This window comes from Denitrificimonas caeni, assembly GCF_027498055.1.
Lineage (GTDB): Bacteria > Pseudomonadota > Gammaproteobacteria > Pseudomonadales > Pseudomonadaceae > Denitrificimonas.
In genome coordinates this window covers 507,747-524,962 of sequence record NZ_CP114976.1, presented here as the reverse complement: position 1 = coordinate 524,962, position 17,216 = coordinate 507,747, and the positions used below count along the sequence as shown (strand labels likewise).

Annotated in this window: 14 protein-coding genes; 11 read left to right on the top strand and 3 right to left on the bottom strand. The window is 48.7% G+C overall.

What is annotated here, in order from left to right; all coding sequences use genetic code 11:
* Window positions 1-88 precede the first annotated feature (88 nt).
* Window positions 89-745 carry an oxygen-insensitive NAD(P)H nitroreductase gene (gene nfsB / locus O6P33_RS02560; protein ID WP_269818685.1) on the bottom strand — a complete coding sequence of 219 codons (657 nt, stop codon included), beginning with the start codon at window positions 743-745 and terminating at the stop codon, window positions 89-91.
* Between the two features lie 208 nt (window positions 746-953).
* Between nfsB and O6P33_RS02555 the strand changes: the two genes are divergently transcribed.
* Window positions 954-1,823 (top strand): Kdo hydroxylase family protein, encoded by an 870-nt coding sequence (locus O6P33_RS02555; RefSeq protein WP_269818684.1) that lies wholly within the window; start codon window positions 954-956, stop codon window positions 1,821-1,823.
* Here O6P33_RS02555 and O6P33_RS02550 read toward each other — a convergent pair.
* Window positions 1,791-2,051, bottom strand: coding sequence for a TIGR02450 family Trp-rich protein (locus O6P33_RS02550; RefSeq protein ID WP_269818683.1), 261 nt, complete (start codon window positions 2,049-2,051; stop codon window positions 1,791-1,793). The genes O6P33_RS02555 and O6P33_RS02550 overlap by 33 nt on opposite strands.
* A gap of 176 nt (window positions 2,052-2,227) precedes the next feature.
* On the opposite strand from O6P33_RS02550, the gene O6P33_RS02545 reads away from it, so the two are divergent.
* From O6P33_RS02545 to O6P33_RS02535, 3 genes are all read left to right on the top strand, one after another.
* Window positions 2,228-2,623: a helix-turn-helix domain-containing protein gene (locus tag O6P33_RS02545; RefSeq protein WP_269818682.1), complete on the top strand. Its 396-nt coding sequence runs from the start codon at window positions 2,228-2,230 to the stop codon at window positions 2,621-2,623.
* Window positions 2,624-2,975: 352 nt separating this feature from the next.
* A complete protein-coding gene (locus O6P33_RS02540) occupies window positions 2,976-5,462 on the top strand; it encodes a flavin-containing monooxygenase (protein ID WP_269818681.1) in 2,487 nt (828 codons plus the stop codon).
* A complete protein-coding gene (locus tag O6P33_RS02535; RefSeq protein ID WP_269818680.1) occupies window positions 5,462-6,244 on the top strand; it encodes an SDR family oxidoreductase in 783 nt (260 codons plus the stop codon). The genes O6P33_RS02540 and O6P33_RS02535 overlap by 1 nt, the downstream gene beginning before the upstream one ends.
* A 150-nt stretch (window positions 6,245-6,394) precedes the next feature.
* Here O6P33_RS02535 and O6P33_RS02530 read toward each other — a convergent pair whose 3' ends face one another.
* A complete protein-coding gene (locus tag O6P33_RS02530) occupies window positions 6,395-7,789 on the bottom strand; it encodes an NAD(P)-binding domain-containing protein (protein ID WP_269818679.1) in 1,395 nt (464 codons plus the stop codon).
* Window positions 7,790-8,258: 469 nt separating this feature from the next.
* Here O6P33_RS02530 and O6P33_RS02525 point away from each other — a divergent pair, with 469 nt between their 5' ends.
* From O6P33_RS02525 to O6P33_RS02495, 7 genes are all read left to right on the top strand, one after another.
* Window positions 8,259-9,647, top strand: a complete 1,389-nt coding sequence (locus tag O6P33_RS02525; protein ID WP_269818678.1) for a glutamate decarboxylase — start codon at window positions 8,259-8,261, stop codon at window positions 9,645-9,647.
* A 255-nt stretch (window positions 9,648-9,902) separates the two neighbouring features.
* Window positions 9,903-11,348 (top strand): TolC family protein, encoded by a 1,446-nt coding sequence (locus O6P33_RS02520; protein WP_269818677.1) that lies wholly within the window; start codon window positions 9,903-9,905, stop codon window positions 11,346-11,348.
* A 17-nt stretch (window positions 11,349-11,365) separates the two neighbouring features.
* On the top strand, window positions 11,366-12,355 hold the full coding sequence (locus O6P33_RS02515; protein ID WP_269818676.1) for an HlyD family secretion protein: 990 nt from the start codon (window positions 11,366-11,368) through the stop codon (window positions 12,353-12,355).
* A gap of 10 nt (window positions 12,356-12,365) precedes the next feature.
* A complete protein-coding gene (locus O6P33_RS02510; RefSeq protein WP_269818675.1) occupies window positions 12,366-13,547 on the top strand; it encodes an ABC transporter permease in 1,182 nt (393 codons plus the stop codon).
* On the top strand, window positions 13,547-14,683 hold the full coding sequence (locus tag O6P33_RS02505) for an ABC transporter permease (protein ID WP_269818674.1): 1,137 nt from the start codon (window positions 13,547-13,549) through the stop codon (window positions 14,681-14,683). The genes O6P33_RS02510 and O6P33_RS02505 overlap by 1 nt, the downstream gene beginning before the upstream one ends.
* Before the next feature lie 30 nt (window positions 14,684-14,713).
* On the top strand, window positions 14,714-15,706 hold the full coding sequence (locus tag O6P33_RS02500; RefSeq protein WP_269818673.1) for a linear amide C-N hydrolase: 993 nt from the start codon (window positions 14,714-14,716) through the stop codon (window positions 15,704-15,706).
* 86 nt (window positions 15,707-15,792) lie between these two features.
* Window positions 15,793-17,043, top strand: a complete 1,251-nt coding sequence (locus O6P33_RS02495) for a mechanosensitive ion channel family protein (protein ID WP_269818672.1) — start codon at window positions 15,793-15,795, stop codon at window positions 17,041-17,043.
* The last annotated feature ends 173 nt before the right edge of the window (window positions 17,044-17,216 follow it).

Here is a 17,216-nt window from a genome sequence, read left to right as displayed (position 1 = left end):
ATTTACTCTCAACCCTCATCTAACGGCCATCGACTGCGCTGTTTAACCAGCAACTCACGCTGCCGGTCTGCTCTCCACACAGCCGCCCTTAAATAACGGTAAAAATATCATCCGCGGCCAATCGCGACTTAGGCAAGCCAGCATTAAAGTCGCTAGCGGCGTGATAACCTAGAGCCACGGCAGCAACCGCCGTTAGATCACGCTCATTGAGCGCAAACTCAGCATCCAAAAGTGCTTGATCAATACCTTCCATAGGTACCGCATCAATACCTAACAGCCCAGCCCCCAATAAAAAACTGCCCATATTTAGATAGACCTGTTTTTCCAGCCAATGGGGTACATCTTTCTTAATGTATTTGTGTTCATTTAAATAGGCTAGACGGGTGTTATGCGCTGCAGCTTTTGCTTCTGGTGCTGCCGCAAAGCGTCCATCGCGTTCTTCTGCGGCTAACACTTGCGCCAAGTAAGCCTCATCAACCTGAGTGCGTGCGCAAAACACCACAACATGCGAGGCCTGCAAAATCTTGCTGGCATTATAGCTGTAACTGCCGCCGGCACCCTTCGCAATACGGGCTTTACCTGCCTCAGTACTGGCGACAATAAAATGCCACGGCTGCACATTAGTGCTGGATGGACTCAAGCGTAACAAAGCAAAAAGCTGAGCAACCACCGCCTCTGGTAATTTCTTTGTTGGATCAAATGCCTTAGTGGCATAACGACGAGTCAAAGCCTCAGTTAACTGCATAACACTCCCCTCTAATAATTCATTCATCGCTTACTCACAGCTATTTAAAACAAGCATAACAACAGCACGCTAAGCACAACTTAGCAGCTCAATAACACTGTTAGACAGGCTGCAGTCAGCAACAGTTAAGTATATTTGTATCTAATTAAAACTTTTTTGCTTCTGGCTGCACATATTAGCCAAAGTGATACGGCTAAGGCTGACCAATATGAACTCTCAAATTGTAGAAATACCGGTAACTCAATGGCAATTACTCGAAACCCAGCCTAATTGGATTCAAGCGCTCGAACAAGGCAAGGTACTCTACTTACCCACATTACCCTTCACCTTAACTGAAGAAGAGCAAAAACTGCTTACCCCGGATGTGCTGGACGCCAAAGTACGCAATATTAGCCTAGCCGCAGACAACTCGCTGAAAGGTGCGGCCGGTGATGCCCATACGCAGGAACTGCTGGCAGGTATGCTCGAACGCTACCGCACGCAAGCGCAGCAACTTATCCACAGCCTACTGCCTAAATACCAAGGTGCTTTGCGTAATGCACCAACCAGCTACCGCCCCAAAAAAGTCGAAGCGCGTAAGCAGTCTTGGCGTGCCGATGACCGTCGTATGCATGTGGATGCCTTTCCATCTCGCCCCAATTATGGGGAGCGTATTCTGCGGGTTTTTAGCAATGTAAATCCGCATGGCGTGCCACGTGTTTGGCGCATTGGCGAACCTTTTGCCGACATGGTGGAAACCATGCTACCGCGCAGCAAGCCCTATGTGGCATGGCAAGCAAAAGTGCTGCACGGGCTGGGTATTACCAAATCCCTACGCAGCCCATATGACCACCTGATGCTGCAACTACACGACAATATGAAAGCAGATATGCACTACCAAAAAACCGCCAAACAAATCAGTATGCCGTTTCCTCCCGGCTCGGTTTGGGTATGTTTTTCTGACCATGCCTTACATGGTGTAGAGTCTGGCCAATATATGCTCGAGCAAACCTTCCATATTGCCCCAGAGCAGCAGTACGACCCAAGCATCAGCCCACTGGCACACTTAAGCAAAGTCACACAGCGCCAGTTGGTATAAGCACGCAGGCTTTACAGTGTGTTGCACGAGCCAATGTGTAGAGCCTTTCAACTCGCAGCAATCAATCGCGGCTTCTTGACTAGAGATCACCGCCTCTAATACACAGTGAACCACATTGCCCTCCTCATCCAACTTAAGCTCCGTCACCATAAAGTGTTTTTCTTTATTGGCGGGTCGCACTGCGGTCCACTTACTGTGCAGTAGTTTTTTAGGATTAATTTGATGCATGCCATACTCCTTACCAAAGCGCGAATGTTCACCTTCGCAAATATTGATAGTGTGCCTCAGCAAAGTACTACAGCAATCCCTTGCCTGACTAGGATGAAATTCGGCAACAGTTTTTGTTACTCTTAATGGGTTATAGCAAGCGCCCTTTGCCTCCAACGACCGACTGAGTTGCGACCGTGCCAGTAAATCTACCCTTAACAGAAAGCCTAACAGTTGAATTTAAAAGCGACCGCAATGGCTATCCAGACCATGAATTGATTGAAGCGCTCACCTGCCTAGCAAACACTGCGGGTGGAGAGCTGTGGCTGGGTGTTGAGGACGATGGCACCCCCAGCGGTCTGCACCGCAACCATCGCAATACTCGGCACTTAGCCAAGCTGATAGCCGAGCAAACACAACCGCCATTAGTTGTTGCCGTCCACAAGCACGCCATTAATAACATTACTGTGGCAAAAATAAGTGTGCCGCAAGCACCACACTTAATCGCCACCCTTGCCGGTGCTTACTTACGCCGCCGCCTAAAATCTGATGGCACACCTGAATGCATCCATATCTCGCCAGACCACCCTTAAGCTCATAGTCTTGGCAAGCCATAGCGCACCCAGCTCAGCCTGTATAAGTTTTACAACGCAGACAGCGCTTACAACATAGCTTCCCAGTAACCCTACTTACTTGCTAAAAACTCTGCAAAATCTGCAGCCATCACTGAAATACATAAGGTATGCTCTAGATTCAGTTTTGCGCTACAACAATAAATAATTGGCCATGACCAATTTAAGGAAACCAGCATGAATCACTCCCCAACAGCGGCCGCCCGCCGGCGACTGCAGCCTAGCTTTGTGACAAGTAGCGCCAACACCTGGTTCAAGCACCAGCAGCCGTCTGCCAACCGCATTCAGCACGGTCAAACTGTGGAGATCAAACATGCCTGCAACTGATTCTCCTCAGCCAGAAGCGGCCAGCTCAGTATTAACTGCGATCATCATTGGTAGCGGTTTTGCTGGTATTGGCATGGCCGTGGCATTACGACAAGCGGGCATCACTGACTTTATTATTTTAGAAAAAAACCATGATGTTGGTGGTGTTTGGCGTGATAACAGCTACCCCGGCGCGGCCTGTGATGTACCTTCGCATTTGTATTCATTTTCCTTTGAGCCCAATCCTGACTGGACCCGAGTCTTCGCCTCGCAGGCGGAAATCTACTCTTATCTGCGCCAATGCGCGCGTAAGTATGCCTTAACCCCACACATTCAGTTCGGCGCTGAAGTACAACAAGCCGCCTACAATGAAAGCGCTGCACTATGGCAAGTGGGCCTGACTGATGGCCAGCAACTGCAAGCCACATTATTGATCACTGCGACCGGACAACTGAGCCGTCCAGCCTTGCCGAAACTGGACGGTATAGAAACCTTTCAAGGCCACTCCTTTCACTCAGCCACTTGGGATCACAGCTACCCATTAGCCAGCAAGCGCGTCGCAGTGGTTGGCACTGGCGCATCCGCGATTCAGTTTGTGCCAGCCATCGCAGATCAAGTCAAACACTTAACGGTATTTCAACGCTCACCAGCTTATCTAAAAAAACGACCGGATCGAGCCTATAAGAGCTGGGAAAAAGCTCTCTTTCGTAGACTCCCATGGGCGATGAAGCTGCACCGCGCCAGCATTTATTTACGCTATGAGTCGCAAGCGCTGGCATTTACCAAGTTCAAAGGCTTAATGAAACTCGCCGTCGGTCGCCCCTTTAACAAGATGCTGGCACAAGACGTTGCCGACCCAGAGCTGCGCAGGCAACTCACCCCAGACTACCCAATTGGCTGCAAGCGTATTCTGCTCTCGAGCGAATATTTAAAGACCATGAGCAAAGCCAATGTTGAACTGGTCACGACCGCTATCCAGCGCGTCACCGCAGAGGGTATTGAAACCACTGACGGAGTAGAATACCCAGTTGATGCGATTATCTACGGCACAGGTTTTGCCGCCACGGAGTTTCTTGCGCCGATGCAGATTACCGGTCGCCAAGGTCTGGACCTCAACAGCGCTTGGCAAAATGGTGCACAGGCTTATCTAGGTCTTACTGTGCCCAATTTCCCTAACTTTTTTATGCTGTATGGGCCGAACTCAAACCTTGGCCATAACTCTATTGTGTATATGCTTGAAAGCCAGATTGCCCATGTTCTGCGCTGCTATCGTGCGCTGCAAGCCAGCAATAGCAGCGCTATTGAAGTGGATGCAAGCCGCTACCGCAACTTCAATCTTAAAATCCAACAAGGTCTGGCCAACACCGTGTGGCACGGCTGCAAAAGCTGGTATGTGGATGAGTCAGGACACAACAGCACCAACTGGCCCGGTTTTACTCTGTCTTACCGTTATTTGACGCGCTTCTCTAGCTTGCAAGCCTATCGCTTTACCAGCACCAGCCTCAACGTGGCAGGCACAACACAAACCATTACCGTTGCTGAGCCACAAGACTGGCTAGAAAAACTGCATGCAAGCGTCCTGCGCGGCTTTTTACGGGTTATTTTTCGGCGCATCATGGGCCCTCCTTTTGCCGCGAGCACACAACGCAAAGTCACTCAATTTCTCTCCCTCATCGCTCCCGGCGTGCGCGGCGTAACGCAACATACAATCAGCACGGCCGGCATCTCCACTCAAGTGCTCACACCAAAAAAGAAGCAAGCCCAGGGCGTTATTCTGTACCTGCATGGCGGTGCTTTTTGTTTAGGCAGCGCACAATCACACCGCAGTCTTACTACCCGCTTGGCCGTTGACTCAGGTCTACCAGTTTGGCTACCTGAATACCGCTTGGCCCCTGAGCACCCGTACCCAGCCGCGCAAGACGACGTGCTAGCTTGTTATGACGCACTACGCCAAAACTACCCAGCTGAACAGATTGTCATTGGTGGCGATTCAGCCGGCGGCGCGTTAGCCTTGGCCTTGGCATTAACCCTAAAAGCTCGCGGCGATAGACTGCCCGCCGCACTGCTGCTGATTTCACCAGTCACCGACGCCCGCCTAAGTGGCGCAACACTGGTCTCCAAGCACGGCACAGACCCAATGCTGCGTCGCGGCTGGTTAGAACAAGCCTTAGATTGGTACCAACCTCCGCTCGATGCAGACAGCTACCGCCCACTTGAAGTTGATTTAAGCGGTCTACCACCGATGCTGATTCAGGTTGGTGAGCAAGAGTTATTGCTAGCAGATTCGACGCGGCTGGCAGAGCACGCCGGCAACTGCGGCGTACCTTGCCAACTGGAAATATATGCAGCCCGCTGGCATGTCTTCCACTTACAAGCACTCTCTCTCAAATCAGCCCAGCAAGCCATCCGCACCTTGGCCGCCTTTGCTAAGGAGCACGTGAGCGCAAACGCTGCTGTACCAAACACTGATCACCGCTCTGAGGATAACGCCTGATGATTAAAGAACAACGCTCTTGCGTCCTGATCAGTGGCGCAGCAAACGGTATTGGTCGCGCCACTGCACGCTTATTTGTCGAGCACGGCTGGTTTGTGGGTTTGAGCGACATTGATACCCATGCTCTGGCCATATTAGGCGAGGAGTTGGGCGCAGAGCATGCACTCACACTGCCTCTAGATGTCACGCAAGCGGAGCAATGGCAAAGCACTTTGGCCAACTTCTTTCAACGTACCGGACGCTTAGACCTGTTGATTAATAATGCTGGCATTCTGATTTCTGGGCATTTTACAAGCAACCCATTAACCCGCCATCAAGCCTTAGTGGATGTGAATATTAATGGCGTACTCAACGGCTGCTACTTGTCACTGCCTTATTTACTAAAAACCTCTGGAGCACGGGTAATCAACCTATCCTCCAGCTCAGCTATCTATGGGCAGGCATCCTTGGCCACCTACTCGGCAACAAAATTTGCCGTACGTGGTTTAACTGAAGCATTAAATATTGAGTGGCAAGCGCATGGAATCAGCGTGGTGGATATCATGCCGCTATTTGTGCAAACCGATATGATCACCGACATGGATGCACGTAGCATTAAGGTGTTTGGTGCCAAGCTTACCGCTGAAGATGTGGCGCAAACCATCTGGCGCGCAGCTAACCAAGGTAATCGCTATAACAAAGTACACTGGCCAGTTGGCGCTCTATCCACTTGGCTGTTACGCTTCAGCGGCATCACCCCAGCATGGCTCAACCGTTTTATAGCCAAACGTATCAGCGGTTGAGCAAGCTTAATGCTGCTTAAGACGCGAGCTGCATGCAGGTTGCCAGTGCCGATACCACAAGGCAAACAACAGCGCACACTTAACACCCAGCCATAAAAAACGGCGCGGATACTATCCTGCGCCGTTGTTGTTCACAGCTCTGACTAGAACTTAGCTAGCGGTTTTCTTTTGCTTTTTTTGTTTCTTCTCTTTAATACTGGTTAAGTTTAAAAAGTGATCTAGAGTGTCATCTAAAATTTCTAACCAAGGCTGCGGCAACTCAGGTGCCAAGGTATTGGTTAAGGTCGAACGGTAAGACTTTTCTCTAAAGCCCATAATGTCGACTTTCTTGTCTTTCTGCCACTGTTTGAAAATCTCACCCTGCTTTTCTACAGCAAACTCAGGGTAATCAGTGACATTAGTCAAATCACGGATATACAGCGCCTGGAAATCAATTTCTTGATCAACGGTCTGTACTTTCTCGTATTCAGCCAACCATTTTTTCTCATCGGCTTCACGTGTCGCTAAGTCTGGCAGCTCAATCTCGCCCAGAATCACATCACGGGCATACCAAGCTTGTGCATCAAACATATTGAAAGTGAAATACTGATCCTGCATACCTAAATAAATCAGCTTTGGATTCGGCTGCCAGAACACGCCTTTGTACAGGTTCTCTGGGTATAAGCAGTTGTGCGTCTGTAGGCGCAACTCATCAGGCAAGAACGGGAAGTGGAATAAATACCCCGTACACATAATTACTGCATCAAACGCCTGACTAGTACCATCAATAAAGTGCGCTACATCACCTTCAAAGTGACTGATCAATGGCACTTCTCGAATACCCTCTGGCCAGTCATAACCTAGCGGCTGGCTACGATAACTAATGGTGACGGACTTGGTGCCGTACTTATAGCACTGAGTACCAATATCTTCAGCGGAATAGCTACCACCCACCAGTAAGATGTCATCGCCTTCAAACTCTAATGCATCACGGAAGTCGTGGGCATGCATAACGCGGTTCGGGAACTCTTCCAAACCTTTAAAGTAGGGCATATTGGGCGTGGAGAAGTGACCAGTAGCAACTACCACGTAATCGAACTCGCCTGTTTCCTGCTCACCAGTTTTATGATTCATTACCGTTACAGTGAACTTTTGTGTGTCATCATCAAAAGTCACCCAACGCACAGGACACTCAAAACGAATGTACTTACGGATATCCTGCTTATCAATGCGACCCATAATATAGTCTTTGAGGACTTCACGGGGCGGGTAGGAAGGAATTGGTTTGCCGAAGTGCTCTTCGAAAGAGTAGTCAGCAAACTCAAGGCATTCTTTCGGACCATTCGACCACAAATAACGGTACATACTGCCGTGAACTGGTTCACCGTTACGATCTAAACCTGTGCGCCATGTGTAGTTCCACATACCGCCAATTTCGTTTTGTTTCTCATAGCAAATGATTTCTGGCAGGTTTTTCACACCCGCTAAACGAGCTGCTTCAAACGCTCGTAATTGCGCCAAACCACTCGGACCTGCACCTAAAATCGCTATTTTTGTATTACTCAAAACATACTCCCAACAGTTTAATTGCTTACTATTGTAACACTTTTTGACAATTTATGTTTTATGAGTAGATATATACCGATTTAAGACGGATAAATGAGCGTAACGCAAACCCACTAACAGACACCACGCCCCAGCAATCAGCAATCTCATAACTCTAGTCCTGCGCTACTCATACCCCATACATGCAATGGCAGCTGCAGCAAACGCATTAATAGCAACCCACTCTATAAACAATACAGTACAAGCAAACTTAGCCATTAGTGTATCTAATACCCAGCTCACAACTCACCTCCAAACCTTCCTGCAATGCTACGCGCAGCTGCATGCTAAACAACAAAATTTTTATAAAAATTTATAAACATAATTATATTGCGAAACCACCTAGTTATTTTTAAATACCTATTGTATAAACAATATTGACGGTGCAAGAATGTAACACCATGCACCTATAACTAAGGAGATAGTTTAGATGGCTATTCATGGAACTCTAGATCCCTACGCTTCTGGTGATATGAGGCGCGATCTACCTAAATACACCATGCCTAATACAGGTATGGAATCAGATACAGCATTTAACTTAGTAAAAGATGCATTGCTGTTAGATGGTGTAGCACGACAAAACCTCGCAACCTTCTGCCAAACTTGGTCAGATGATAAAGTTCATAAAATCATGGACTTATGCCTTGATAAAAACATGATTGACAAGGATGAGTATCCTGCCACTGCAGAGTTAGAAAAGCGCTGCGTGCATATGATCGCTGATCTTTGGAACTCTCCCGATGCGAAAAACACCGCTGGTTGCTCAACCACCGGTTCCAGTGAAGCCGCCATGCTTGGTGGCCTAGCCATGAAGTTCAGATGGCGTAACAAGCGCAAAGCTGAAAACAAACCTTACGACAAGCCCAACATTGTCACTGGCCCTATTCAAGTTTGCTGGGAAAAGTTTGCCCGCTACTTCGATGTAGAGCTTCGTGAAGTGCCCCTTGAGCACGACCGCTTGGGCCTTGACGAAAATATCATGCTCGACTATATCGATGAGAACACCATCGGTGTAGTACCTACTTTTGGCGTGACCTTTACCTGTCATTACGAGCCTGTGGCAGCTATTTGCGCAGCCTTAGATAAACTGCAAGAAGAAAAAGGCTGGGATATTCCAGTTCACGTTGACGCAGCCTCTGGTGGTTTTATCGCCCCCTTCGTTGAGCCAGACATTGTCTGGGACTTCCGCTTACCTCGCGTGATGTCGATCAATACCTCAGGCCATAAGTTTGGCTTAGCACCGCTAGGCGTAGGCTGGGTGATTTGGCGCAACCTCGAAGACTTACCTGAAGATTTGATTTTCTGGGTGAACTACTTAGGCGGCAATATGCCCACCTTCGCCCTTAACTTCTCTCGTCCGGGCGGCCAAATTGTTGCGCAGTACTACCTACTGACCCACTTAGGCCGCGAAGGCTACAAAGCCATCATGAGTAACCTTTACGATAATGCCCAGCATATCGGTAAAGAAATGGTGAAAATGGGTGACTTTGAGCTGTTCTTTGATGGCGACTCAAAAAAGGGCATCCCAGCCATCTCCTGGACCCTGAGCAATCCTAAAGCGGCCTACAGCCTCTACGATCTCTCTGACCGTTTACGCATGCGTGGCTGGCAAGTTGCCGCGTACTCCATGCTGCCCAATATCGAAGAAATCGTAGTCATGCGCTTAGTGTTACGCCATGGCTTTAGTCGTGAATTGGCCGATCTGTTTGTTGAGGACGTACAGCGCGCGCTGGACTACTTCGAGAAGCACCCAGTTTCGGTTGTGCAAACATCCGATGATGCCAATAACAACTTTGACCACAGTGGCCGCACCAAGTAAGGCAGCCGCTTGCAGCAAAACTAAGCCTAGCTGATTTTTTCAGTTAGGCTTTTTTATACTGCCTTAGGTATAAATTTTCTTTAAAGGTCAGGTAGCTAAAGCCGATGACCTTTAAAGCAAGTTTATCCAGTACACCCGCTAAGCAGCGAAACAAGCACAACAGCCACTGCGCAATGCTCGTACTGACGCATCTATATTTTAGTATGCTGTAATCAAATACAACTCTCTGTTGATCACCTTGTATGAAGTTTCTATATGAGCTTAAATAAATTAAGTAAAGCAGCCAAAGTGTGCTGGATTGTCGTCAGTTGTATAGCCTTTAGTGCGCAGAGCCTGGCGCAAATAAACACAGCGCCAGCCATAGCGCCACAATACTCAGCAAGCGCTGCGCAGCCATTACGTTTTAGTGAAGCGCAAAAGTTACTGTTTAGCTATTCTTGGCAATTAGCTGCAGCTCAAGCCGATCTAGATAGCAAAATCGCGCGGCAAGAATCTGTAGAGTTACTAGGCGGCCCTTCTGTCTTACTTGCTGCCGACCGTATCCACTACAACCTTGACGCAGAAGTGAACCTGAACAAAGTCACCAACGATGCCATCGGTGATATATCTGGCGGCCAATTGCATCTACCTGGTTTTGTGCATCTACCCAACACTGAAATCAGGCGCAAAGGCAATGTCAACACGGTAAATGCCCTAGTGGCTTGGCCAATTTATACCGGCGGTAAAATCACCGCCACCAAAGACTTTATTGCCGCGCAAACAGACGAAGCTGCTGCCGATGCCCGCAGCGCCAATAGCATGGTGTATGCCGAGTTGGTCACCCGCTACTTTGGCGCGCAGCTCGCACAAAAAGCCGCCAAGCTCAGACAAGATGCGCTGCAAGCCATCACTATTCACGATAAAACCGCCCAGCGCATGCTTGATGAAGGCTTAATTGCCAAAGTTGAACGCTTAGAAGCGCAAGTTGCCTTAGAAGACGCCAAACGCGATGCCCACCAAGCCAACAACCAGGCTGAACTGGCCAATATCGCCCTGCAACGCTTACTGCAAAGTGAGCAAGTGGTCAGCCCAACCACACCCTTGTTTATTAGCCAGCGCAGCCTTGCACCGGTCGCTGAGTTTATTAATCTAGCACTGGTCAATCATCCTATTTTAGCCAAGGTTGCAGCAAAAAAAGAGCAAGCCGAAGCGCTGCATAAGGCTGATGAATCGCTGTGGAAACCTGGCGTCACAGCCTTTGCTCAACAGCAACTCAATAAAAGTCAAAAAAATCGCATGGCTGGTGTCAGTGTGCACTGGACATTATGGGGGCCACTGGATCGCCGTAGTTCAAACCGCTCCACTTTGGCGCAAATCCATCAAGCCGAATACTCTGACCAACAAGCCAAAGAAGACATCAGTGTGCTGGTGGAAATGAATTGGCGCACGGTCAATGATGCACGGCAAGCCTACTTTGCGCTCGACAGTAACATTGCCTTAGCCCATGAGTTTTTGCGCTTACGCCAAGCCGGTTTGCGTGAGGGTACCAGTACCGTATCAGACCTTATCGATGCACAAGTGAATCTAACAAAAGTTAGAACAGAGCAAGCACAAGCGGCCAATAACTATATCCAAGCACTGATGCACCTATTAACCAGCGCCGGAATACCTGACCAGTTTGAAGACTATTTAAACTCTGCTAGCACGCAGGTCAAACTCTGACTTAAGGGATGTAAAAAATGCAACGCAAAAGCACCATACTCATTGTTGTTTTATTTATTATTCTCGCCGTGCTGGTTGGCCTTGGCTTGTATCAAGCCAGTCGTCCGACCCCAGTGGTATTACAAGGACAAATGGAGGCACAAACTGTAGATGTTGCTGCAAAAGTTGCTGGACGGGTCACAGAAATCTACGTCAAGGAAGGCGATCAAATTGAAATTGGCACGCCAGTAATGCGCTTGGATGGCCTCGAAATTAACGCCAAACTCAAGCAAGCTCGCGCAGCTCAAGACGCTGCCAATGCGGTGGCCGAAAAAGCCGAAAAAGGCACTCGTCCACAAGAAATAGAAATGGCTAAACAAACCTGGCAACAGGCGCAAGCTGCAGCAGAGTTAGGGCGTAAAACCTTTCAGCGAGTAGACAACCTGGCCAAAGAAGGCTTGCTCTCCAAACAATCGCGCGACGAGGCCTTTGCCAACTATGCTGCCACCCGCGACCAAGCCGCAGCCGCCAAAGCTCTATACGATATGGCCTTGGCCGGTGCCCGACCTGAAGATAAAGTCGCAGCGCTCGCTCAAGCCCGCGAGGTGGCCGGCGTCGTGGATGAAGTTGAAATTGCTGAAACCGAAGCCCACCTGAAAAGCCCAGTGGCCGGCGAAGTCAGCTCGGTGATCAGTAAAGTCGGCGGCATCACCCCACAAGGTGTGCCCATTATCACTGTGGTGGATTTAAACGATCAGTGGGTGGTACTGAATGTGCGCGAGGACTATGTCGCGCAATTTGCTTTGGGCACCACGTTTGAAGGCAAACTGCCCGCTCTGGCCAGTACCGACCTTAAGCAACCTATTACCTTTACCGTCTATGCCAGCTCAGTTCTACCTGACTTTGCCATTTGGCGTGCCACCCACAACAGCGAAGGCTTTGATCTAAAAACCTTTGAAGTTAAAGCCCGTCCGCTTGCGCCAATCAAGGGCATGCGCCCCGGCATGAGCGTTCTGGTCACTTTATAGAGACGCCCCTATGATCTCTAACGCCCCGTTTGCACAGAGCTGGCAGCGCGAGTGGCAATGGCTACGCGGCAGCCCTTGGGATATGGCCATGATATTTTGGTTGCCCTTGGGTTCAGTATTTTTTATTTGGTGGCTGTTTGCCGCGCAAATACCTTTTCAGCTGCCCATCGGGGTCTGGGATCAAGATCACAGCAGCCTCAGCCGGCAAATAACCCGCTACTTGGATGCCACACCGGGCTTACGGGTGGCCGCGCAATACAGTGACGGCCGCGAAGCACAAGCCGCCTTACAAGCGGGCGCTGTGTATGCAGTAATGTATCTACCCAATGAGCTCAGCAATAATGTAAAAAGCGGGCAGCCGGCCAATGTGGTGCTCAACGTCAACGCTCAGTTTGGCACTCACTCAGGCTTGATTGAGCGTGATGTCAAAACCACCATAGGGACGCTTTCGGCGGGTATTCAAATGCAGATGCGCATGGCCCATGGTCAGCCCGCAGAACAAGCGCAAGCAAGTTTTTCGCCTCTGCAGTCCAACAACACTGCGCTATTTAACGTGGCCGGTAATTATCAGCTGTTTTTAGGCAGCGTCTTAATTCCAGCACTGCTGCATATTTTTGCCGTGACCGCAGGTGCCTACAGTGTCGGTCGCGAATTACGGGATAAGATTCTCGGACAATGGCTTGGCACACGCATTGACTGGGCAACCTGCAGCATCGCCCTACTGGGCAAACTTGCCCCGGCCATGCTGGCGTTATCTTTGGTCACAGGTATTTCTATGTGGCTAATCGCCCAGCCCGGTGTAGACAGTTTAAGCGCCCTTCTCACTGTTTATCTGAGTCTTTGTTTGCTGATTTTTCTATCCTTAGTAATCGGCGCATCTTTTTCTCTCATCACTGGCTCGCTACGTATCGCACTGTCTGGCGGTGCCTTTATGACCTCCCCAGCTTTTGCCTTTAGCGGTACAGGCTTTCCGCTATTGGCCATGTCCAGTGGCGCTTATGCTTGGGCCATGCTACTACCCTTTACTCACCACGCACTCTTGCAAGTAAAGCTGTTGCAAATGCAGGGGCCCGTCAGTTTGGCTATTCCGGCACTGATTGGCTTTACTTTAGCCAGTGTGGTGTTTTTCGCAGTCGATATTGCTCTCTTACAGCGCGCCTTAAAGCGTCCAGAAAAATGGGGAGCTCGCTAATGCAAAAACCTTCTTTTTGGGCAGCTTTTAAAGAAACCTTCCACGCGATCTTCAAAGATGAAGAAATCATCTTGATGGTGATCCTTGCACCTATTTTATATGGCTTTTTCTACCCTTGGCCTTATTCCAACCAGCTAGCGCTGCAAGTACCTGCCGCCATCATAGATTACGATAACACTGACCTGTCGCGACAAATTTATCGCTACGCTGCCGCCGACCCAAGAATAGCCGTACTGCGCCTGCCCAGTGAGCAAGCAGCGAAAGAAGCGCTTTGGCATGGCGAAATCGAAGGCTATATGATTTTGCCAGCCAACTTAAAGCATGACGTTTTGCACAACAAAGCCGGTAACGTCGCCATTGCGGGGAATGGCAGCTATGTTCTGCTCAACAAATCCGTCCTTTATGGTTTTGCTGAAGCCGTGGGTACGGTTTCTGCCGGCATCGCTATTGAGCAATTTACCGCACAAGGAATGTCTGCTGAACAAGCCTACACCGCGGCTCAGCCGCTCATCCTTAACACCAAAGCCTACTACAACGTCAGTCAAGGTTACGCCAGTTATGTGGTGCCAGCCGTGGCATTATTAATTTTGCAGCAGACCTTGTTAATGGGGGTTGCGCTCTATGTCGGCACATTATTTGAGGCGAAAAAAGCCCACGCCAGAGCCAGCACTTGGTGCGCTCGTATTCTGGCATTTTGTTCTGTGTCTTGGCTGATTATGGGCTTTTACTTTGGTTGGCTCTTTACCTGGATGGACTTTGCTCGAGGCGGCAACCTACTCGGTACATTATTACTGATGCTGATCTACGCACCTACCGCAATCATTTGGGGCGCGTTGCTGGGCTTGTGGTTTAAAGTTCGCGAGCGCTCCCTGCAGGTACTGGCCTTCACCTCTTTACCCATCTATTTTATTTCGGGATTTTCTTGGCCCGCTGAAGGCCTGCCACCCTTGATGCAAACGTTGCGCTGGCTGATTCCAAGCACCCCTGCTATTCAAGCATCGATTCGCCTTGATCAAATGGGCGCCAGCATCAGCACGGTTACACCTTACTTACTCAATATTGCTGCATTGGGCATTATTGGCTTTATCCTCCTCTTACTGGTTGGTCGTAAACGTAGCACTGAGATTGATAAGTAGAGTCTAGCAAGAGCAATCCAAGGAGTTTTTATGTGTACAAGAGTCGTATACCACGGAAAAAACCAGCAAATTTTCACCGCCCGTTCAATGGACTGGAAAGTGGATGTAAATACCAATATTTGGCAACTGCCACGGGGCGTTAAACGCGTTGGTAGTATTGGCCCTAACTCTTTAACTTGGACCTCAACTTACGGCAGCGTGGTGTCCACCGGTTACGATATGGCCACCACTGATGGCGTTAATGAAAAAGGCCTTTCAGTCAACCTGCTGTGGCTGGTTGAATCACAATACCCCACTGTGAGCGCAGACAAACCAACCCTGTCCATTGCCATCTGGGGACAATATATTCTCGATCAGTTCGCCAGCGTAGCCGATGCGGTCGCCACACTTAAAGATGAGCCATACACCTTGGTCACTGCCCAAGTACCCGGTGAAGACCGCCTTGCCACTCTGCATATGTCAATCTCCGACAGCAGCGGCGACAGCGCCATCATTGAATACATTGATGGCAAGCAAGTCATTCACCACGATCGCAGCTATCAAGTTATGACCAACTCGCCCACCTACGATGAACAGCTGGCCCTGAATAAGTACTGGCAAGAGATCAGCGGCACCGTAATGTTGCCCGGCACAAACCGCGCCGCAGACCGCTTTGCCCGCGCATCTTTTTACGTCAACGCAGTAGCCCACGACGATGATCCAGATATTTCTTTAGCCAGTGTACTTAGCGTCATCCGTAATGCCTCAGTGCCTTATGGGTTAAATACTGCTGAAGAACCAAATATTTCTTCTACCCGCTGGCGTACAGTGGTGGATCACCAGCGCTTACTGTACTTTTTTGAGTCCACTTTAACGCCAAATGTTTTTTGGGTGGATTTAAAGGGTATCGACTTTAACGACAGCCAATGGACTGCACGCAAACTGGATCTAGGCGCCAATGAACGCAATATTTTTTCTGGTAAAACCAACGCTGAGTTCCAGCCGCACCCAGACTTTCATTTCTTAGGCACGCCAGCAGCCTAATCGCCGCAATACCGGTCAGAGTCACACCATGCTGCTCTGACCGGAGCCATATTTACCGCACTCATTTCCTGGGCTCGAAAATATCAATGAATATGTTTCCCTCCATTGCCAAAATGACGCAGCTGACCAATATTCTATTGGCTGATTTTGGCTTATCTGACGCCAACATAAAACATGTGGTATTTAGCCTGGTAATACTGCTGGGAGTAGTGTTTTTTCTAGTTGGGCGCGTAATCAGTAATTGGCTACTGGGGCTTTTTTTAACCCAGGCCAGTAAAAGAGACCTCAAAGAACGGCAACTACTCAGCTCTCTAGGCCAATATAAAGTCGCCCATCATATGGCTAATTTGATCCCAGTCATTCTACTGGGCCTGATTATTCCGCTGTTTCGGGTTGATTTCCCAGAGCTGTTACCCAAAGTCATCGCCGTCCTCGACACTATTTTTCTCTGGTTTGTCCTACGCTTGCTCGGCGCTATTTTGAAAGGTATGTGTCACTTTCTAAAGACCCTCGACTCATATCGCGATAAACCTCTAGAAAGTTATGCCCAAATTATAATGTTGGTGCTGTACTTTATTGCCTTAGCATTTTTATATGTGAAATTTACCGACAAATCCATAACCGGTTTTTTTGGCACCTTAGGAGCTATTTCTGCAGTTTTAATGCTGATTTTTAAAGACACCATTTTGGGCATTGTCGCCAGTATTCAGGTGGCGATGAACGACATGGTAAGAATCGGCGACTGGGTCACGATGAAGAGCTGTGGTGCTGATGGTTACGTTATAGAAATCAACCTAACCACGGTAAAAGTACGTAACTTTGATAACACCGTCACCACTATCCCTACCTACACGCTCATCTCAGGTTCATTTCAAAACTGGCGCTCAATGTATGAGTCCGGTAACCGGCAAATTCAGCGCTCGATCATTATCAAACCCTCGACGATTAAATTTCTGACCCCAGAAGACGTAGAAAGAATGAAGAGCATTCAACTGATTACGCAATACCTCCAAGAACGGCAAACAGATATTGAAACCAGCAACCTAAAGAACAATGTCAATAAAGAGCTAATGGTTAACGGCCGTAACCTAACCAACTTTGGTGTGTTTAGAAAATATATCGCCACCTATCTGGCACACAACTCGGCTATCAATCAAGAGAACGCTCCAACCATTAGAGCTTTACAGCCCACCGAGTATGGCTACCCAATAGAAATTTACGCCTATGTAAAAGATACGCGCTGGGCTAATTACGAGTATATCCAAGCAGCAATATTTGACCATATTACCGCAGCCGCCAGCTATTTTGACTTAGAGGTGTGTGAACTCACAAGTTAATTCAAATATAAAGTAAGAGTCTATTTGTAATGATTTTTCACATATCGTATATTTAAAATTCAACAGCGTGAGAGCCAATGATAGCGCCTCTCATTAATATTGGATTTCTTTCAAATACTGGGAGATAGAGTGCAAGCCTAATAATTTCAGGTTTAAAGATCTTTGCCTAGCAT

Bases quoted from the DNA above. Each gene is read 5' to 3' on its own strand.
- O6P33_RS02550 (WP_269818683.1), bottom strand. From the start codon at position 2,051: ATGCATCAAATTAATCCTAAAAAACTACTGCACAGTAAGTGGACCGCA.
- O6P33_RS02520 (WP_269818677.1), top strand. From the start codon at position 9,903: ATGAGCTTAAATAAATTAAGTAAAGCAGCCAAAGTGTGCTGGATTGTC.
- nfsB (WP_269818685.1), bottom strand. From the start codon at position 745: ATGCAGTTAACTGAGGCTTTGACTCGTCGTTATGCCACTAAGGCATTT.
- O6P33_RS02515 (WP_269818676.1), top strand. From the start codon at position 11,366: ATGCAACGCAAAAGCACCATACTCATTGTTGTTTTATTTATTATTCTC.
- O6P33_RS02555 (WP_269818684.1), top strand. From the start codon at position 954: ATGAACTCTCAAATTGTAGAAATACCGGTAACTCAATGGCAATTACTC.
- O6P33_RS02495 (WP_269818672.1), top strand. From the start codon at position 15,793: ATGAATATGTTTCCCTCCATTGCCAAAATGACGCAGCTGACCAATATT.
- O6P33_RS02510 (WP_269818675.1), top strand. From the start codon at position 12,366: ATGATCTCTAACGCCCCGTTTGCACAGAGCTGGCAGCGCGAGTGGCAA.
- O6P33_RS02500 (WP_269818673.1), top strand. From the start codon at position 14,714: ATGTGTACAAGAGTCGTATACCACGGAAAAAACCAGCAAATTTTCACC.
- O6P33_RS02525 (WP_269818678.1), top strand. From the start codon at position 8,259: ATGGCTATTCATGGAACTCTAGATCCCTACGCTTCTGGTGATATGAGG.
- O6P33_RS02505 (WP_269818674.1), top strand. From the start codon at position 13,547: ATGCAAAAACCTTCTTTTTGGGCAGCTTTTAAAGAAACCTTCCACGCG.
- O6P33_RS02540 (WP_269818681.1), top strand. From the start codon at position 2,976: ATGCCTGCAACTGATTCTCCTCAGCCAGAAGCGGCCAGCTCAGTATTA.
- O6P33_RS02535 (WP_269818680.1), top strand. From the start codon at position 5,462: ATGATTAAAGAACAACGCTCTTGCGTCCTGATCAGTGGCGCAGCAAAC.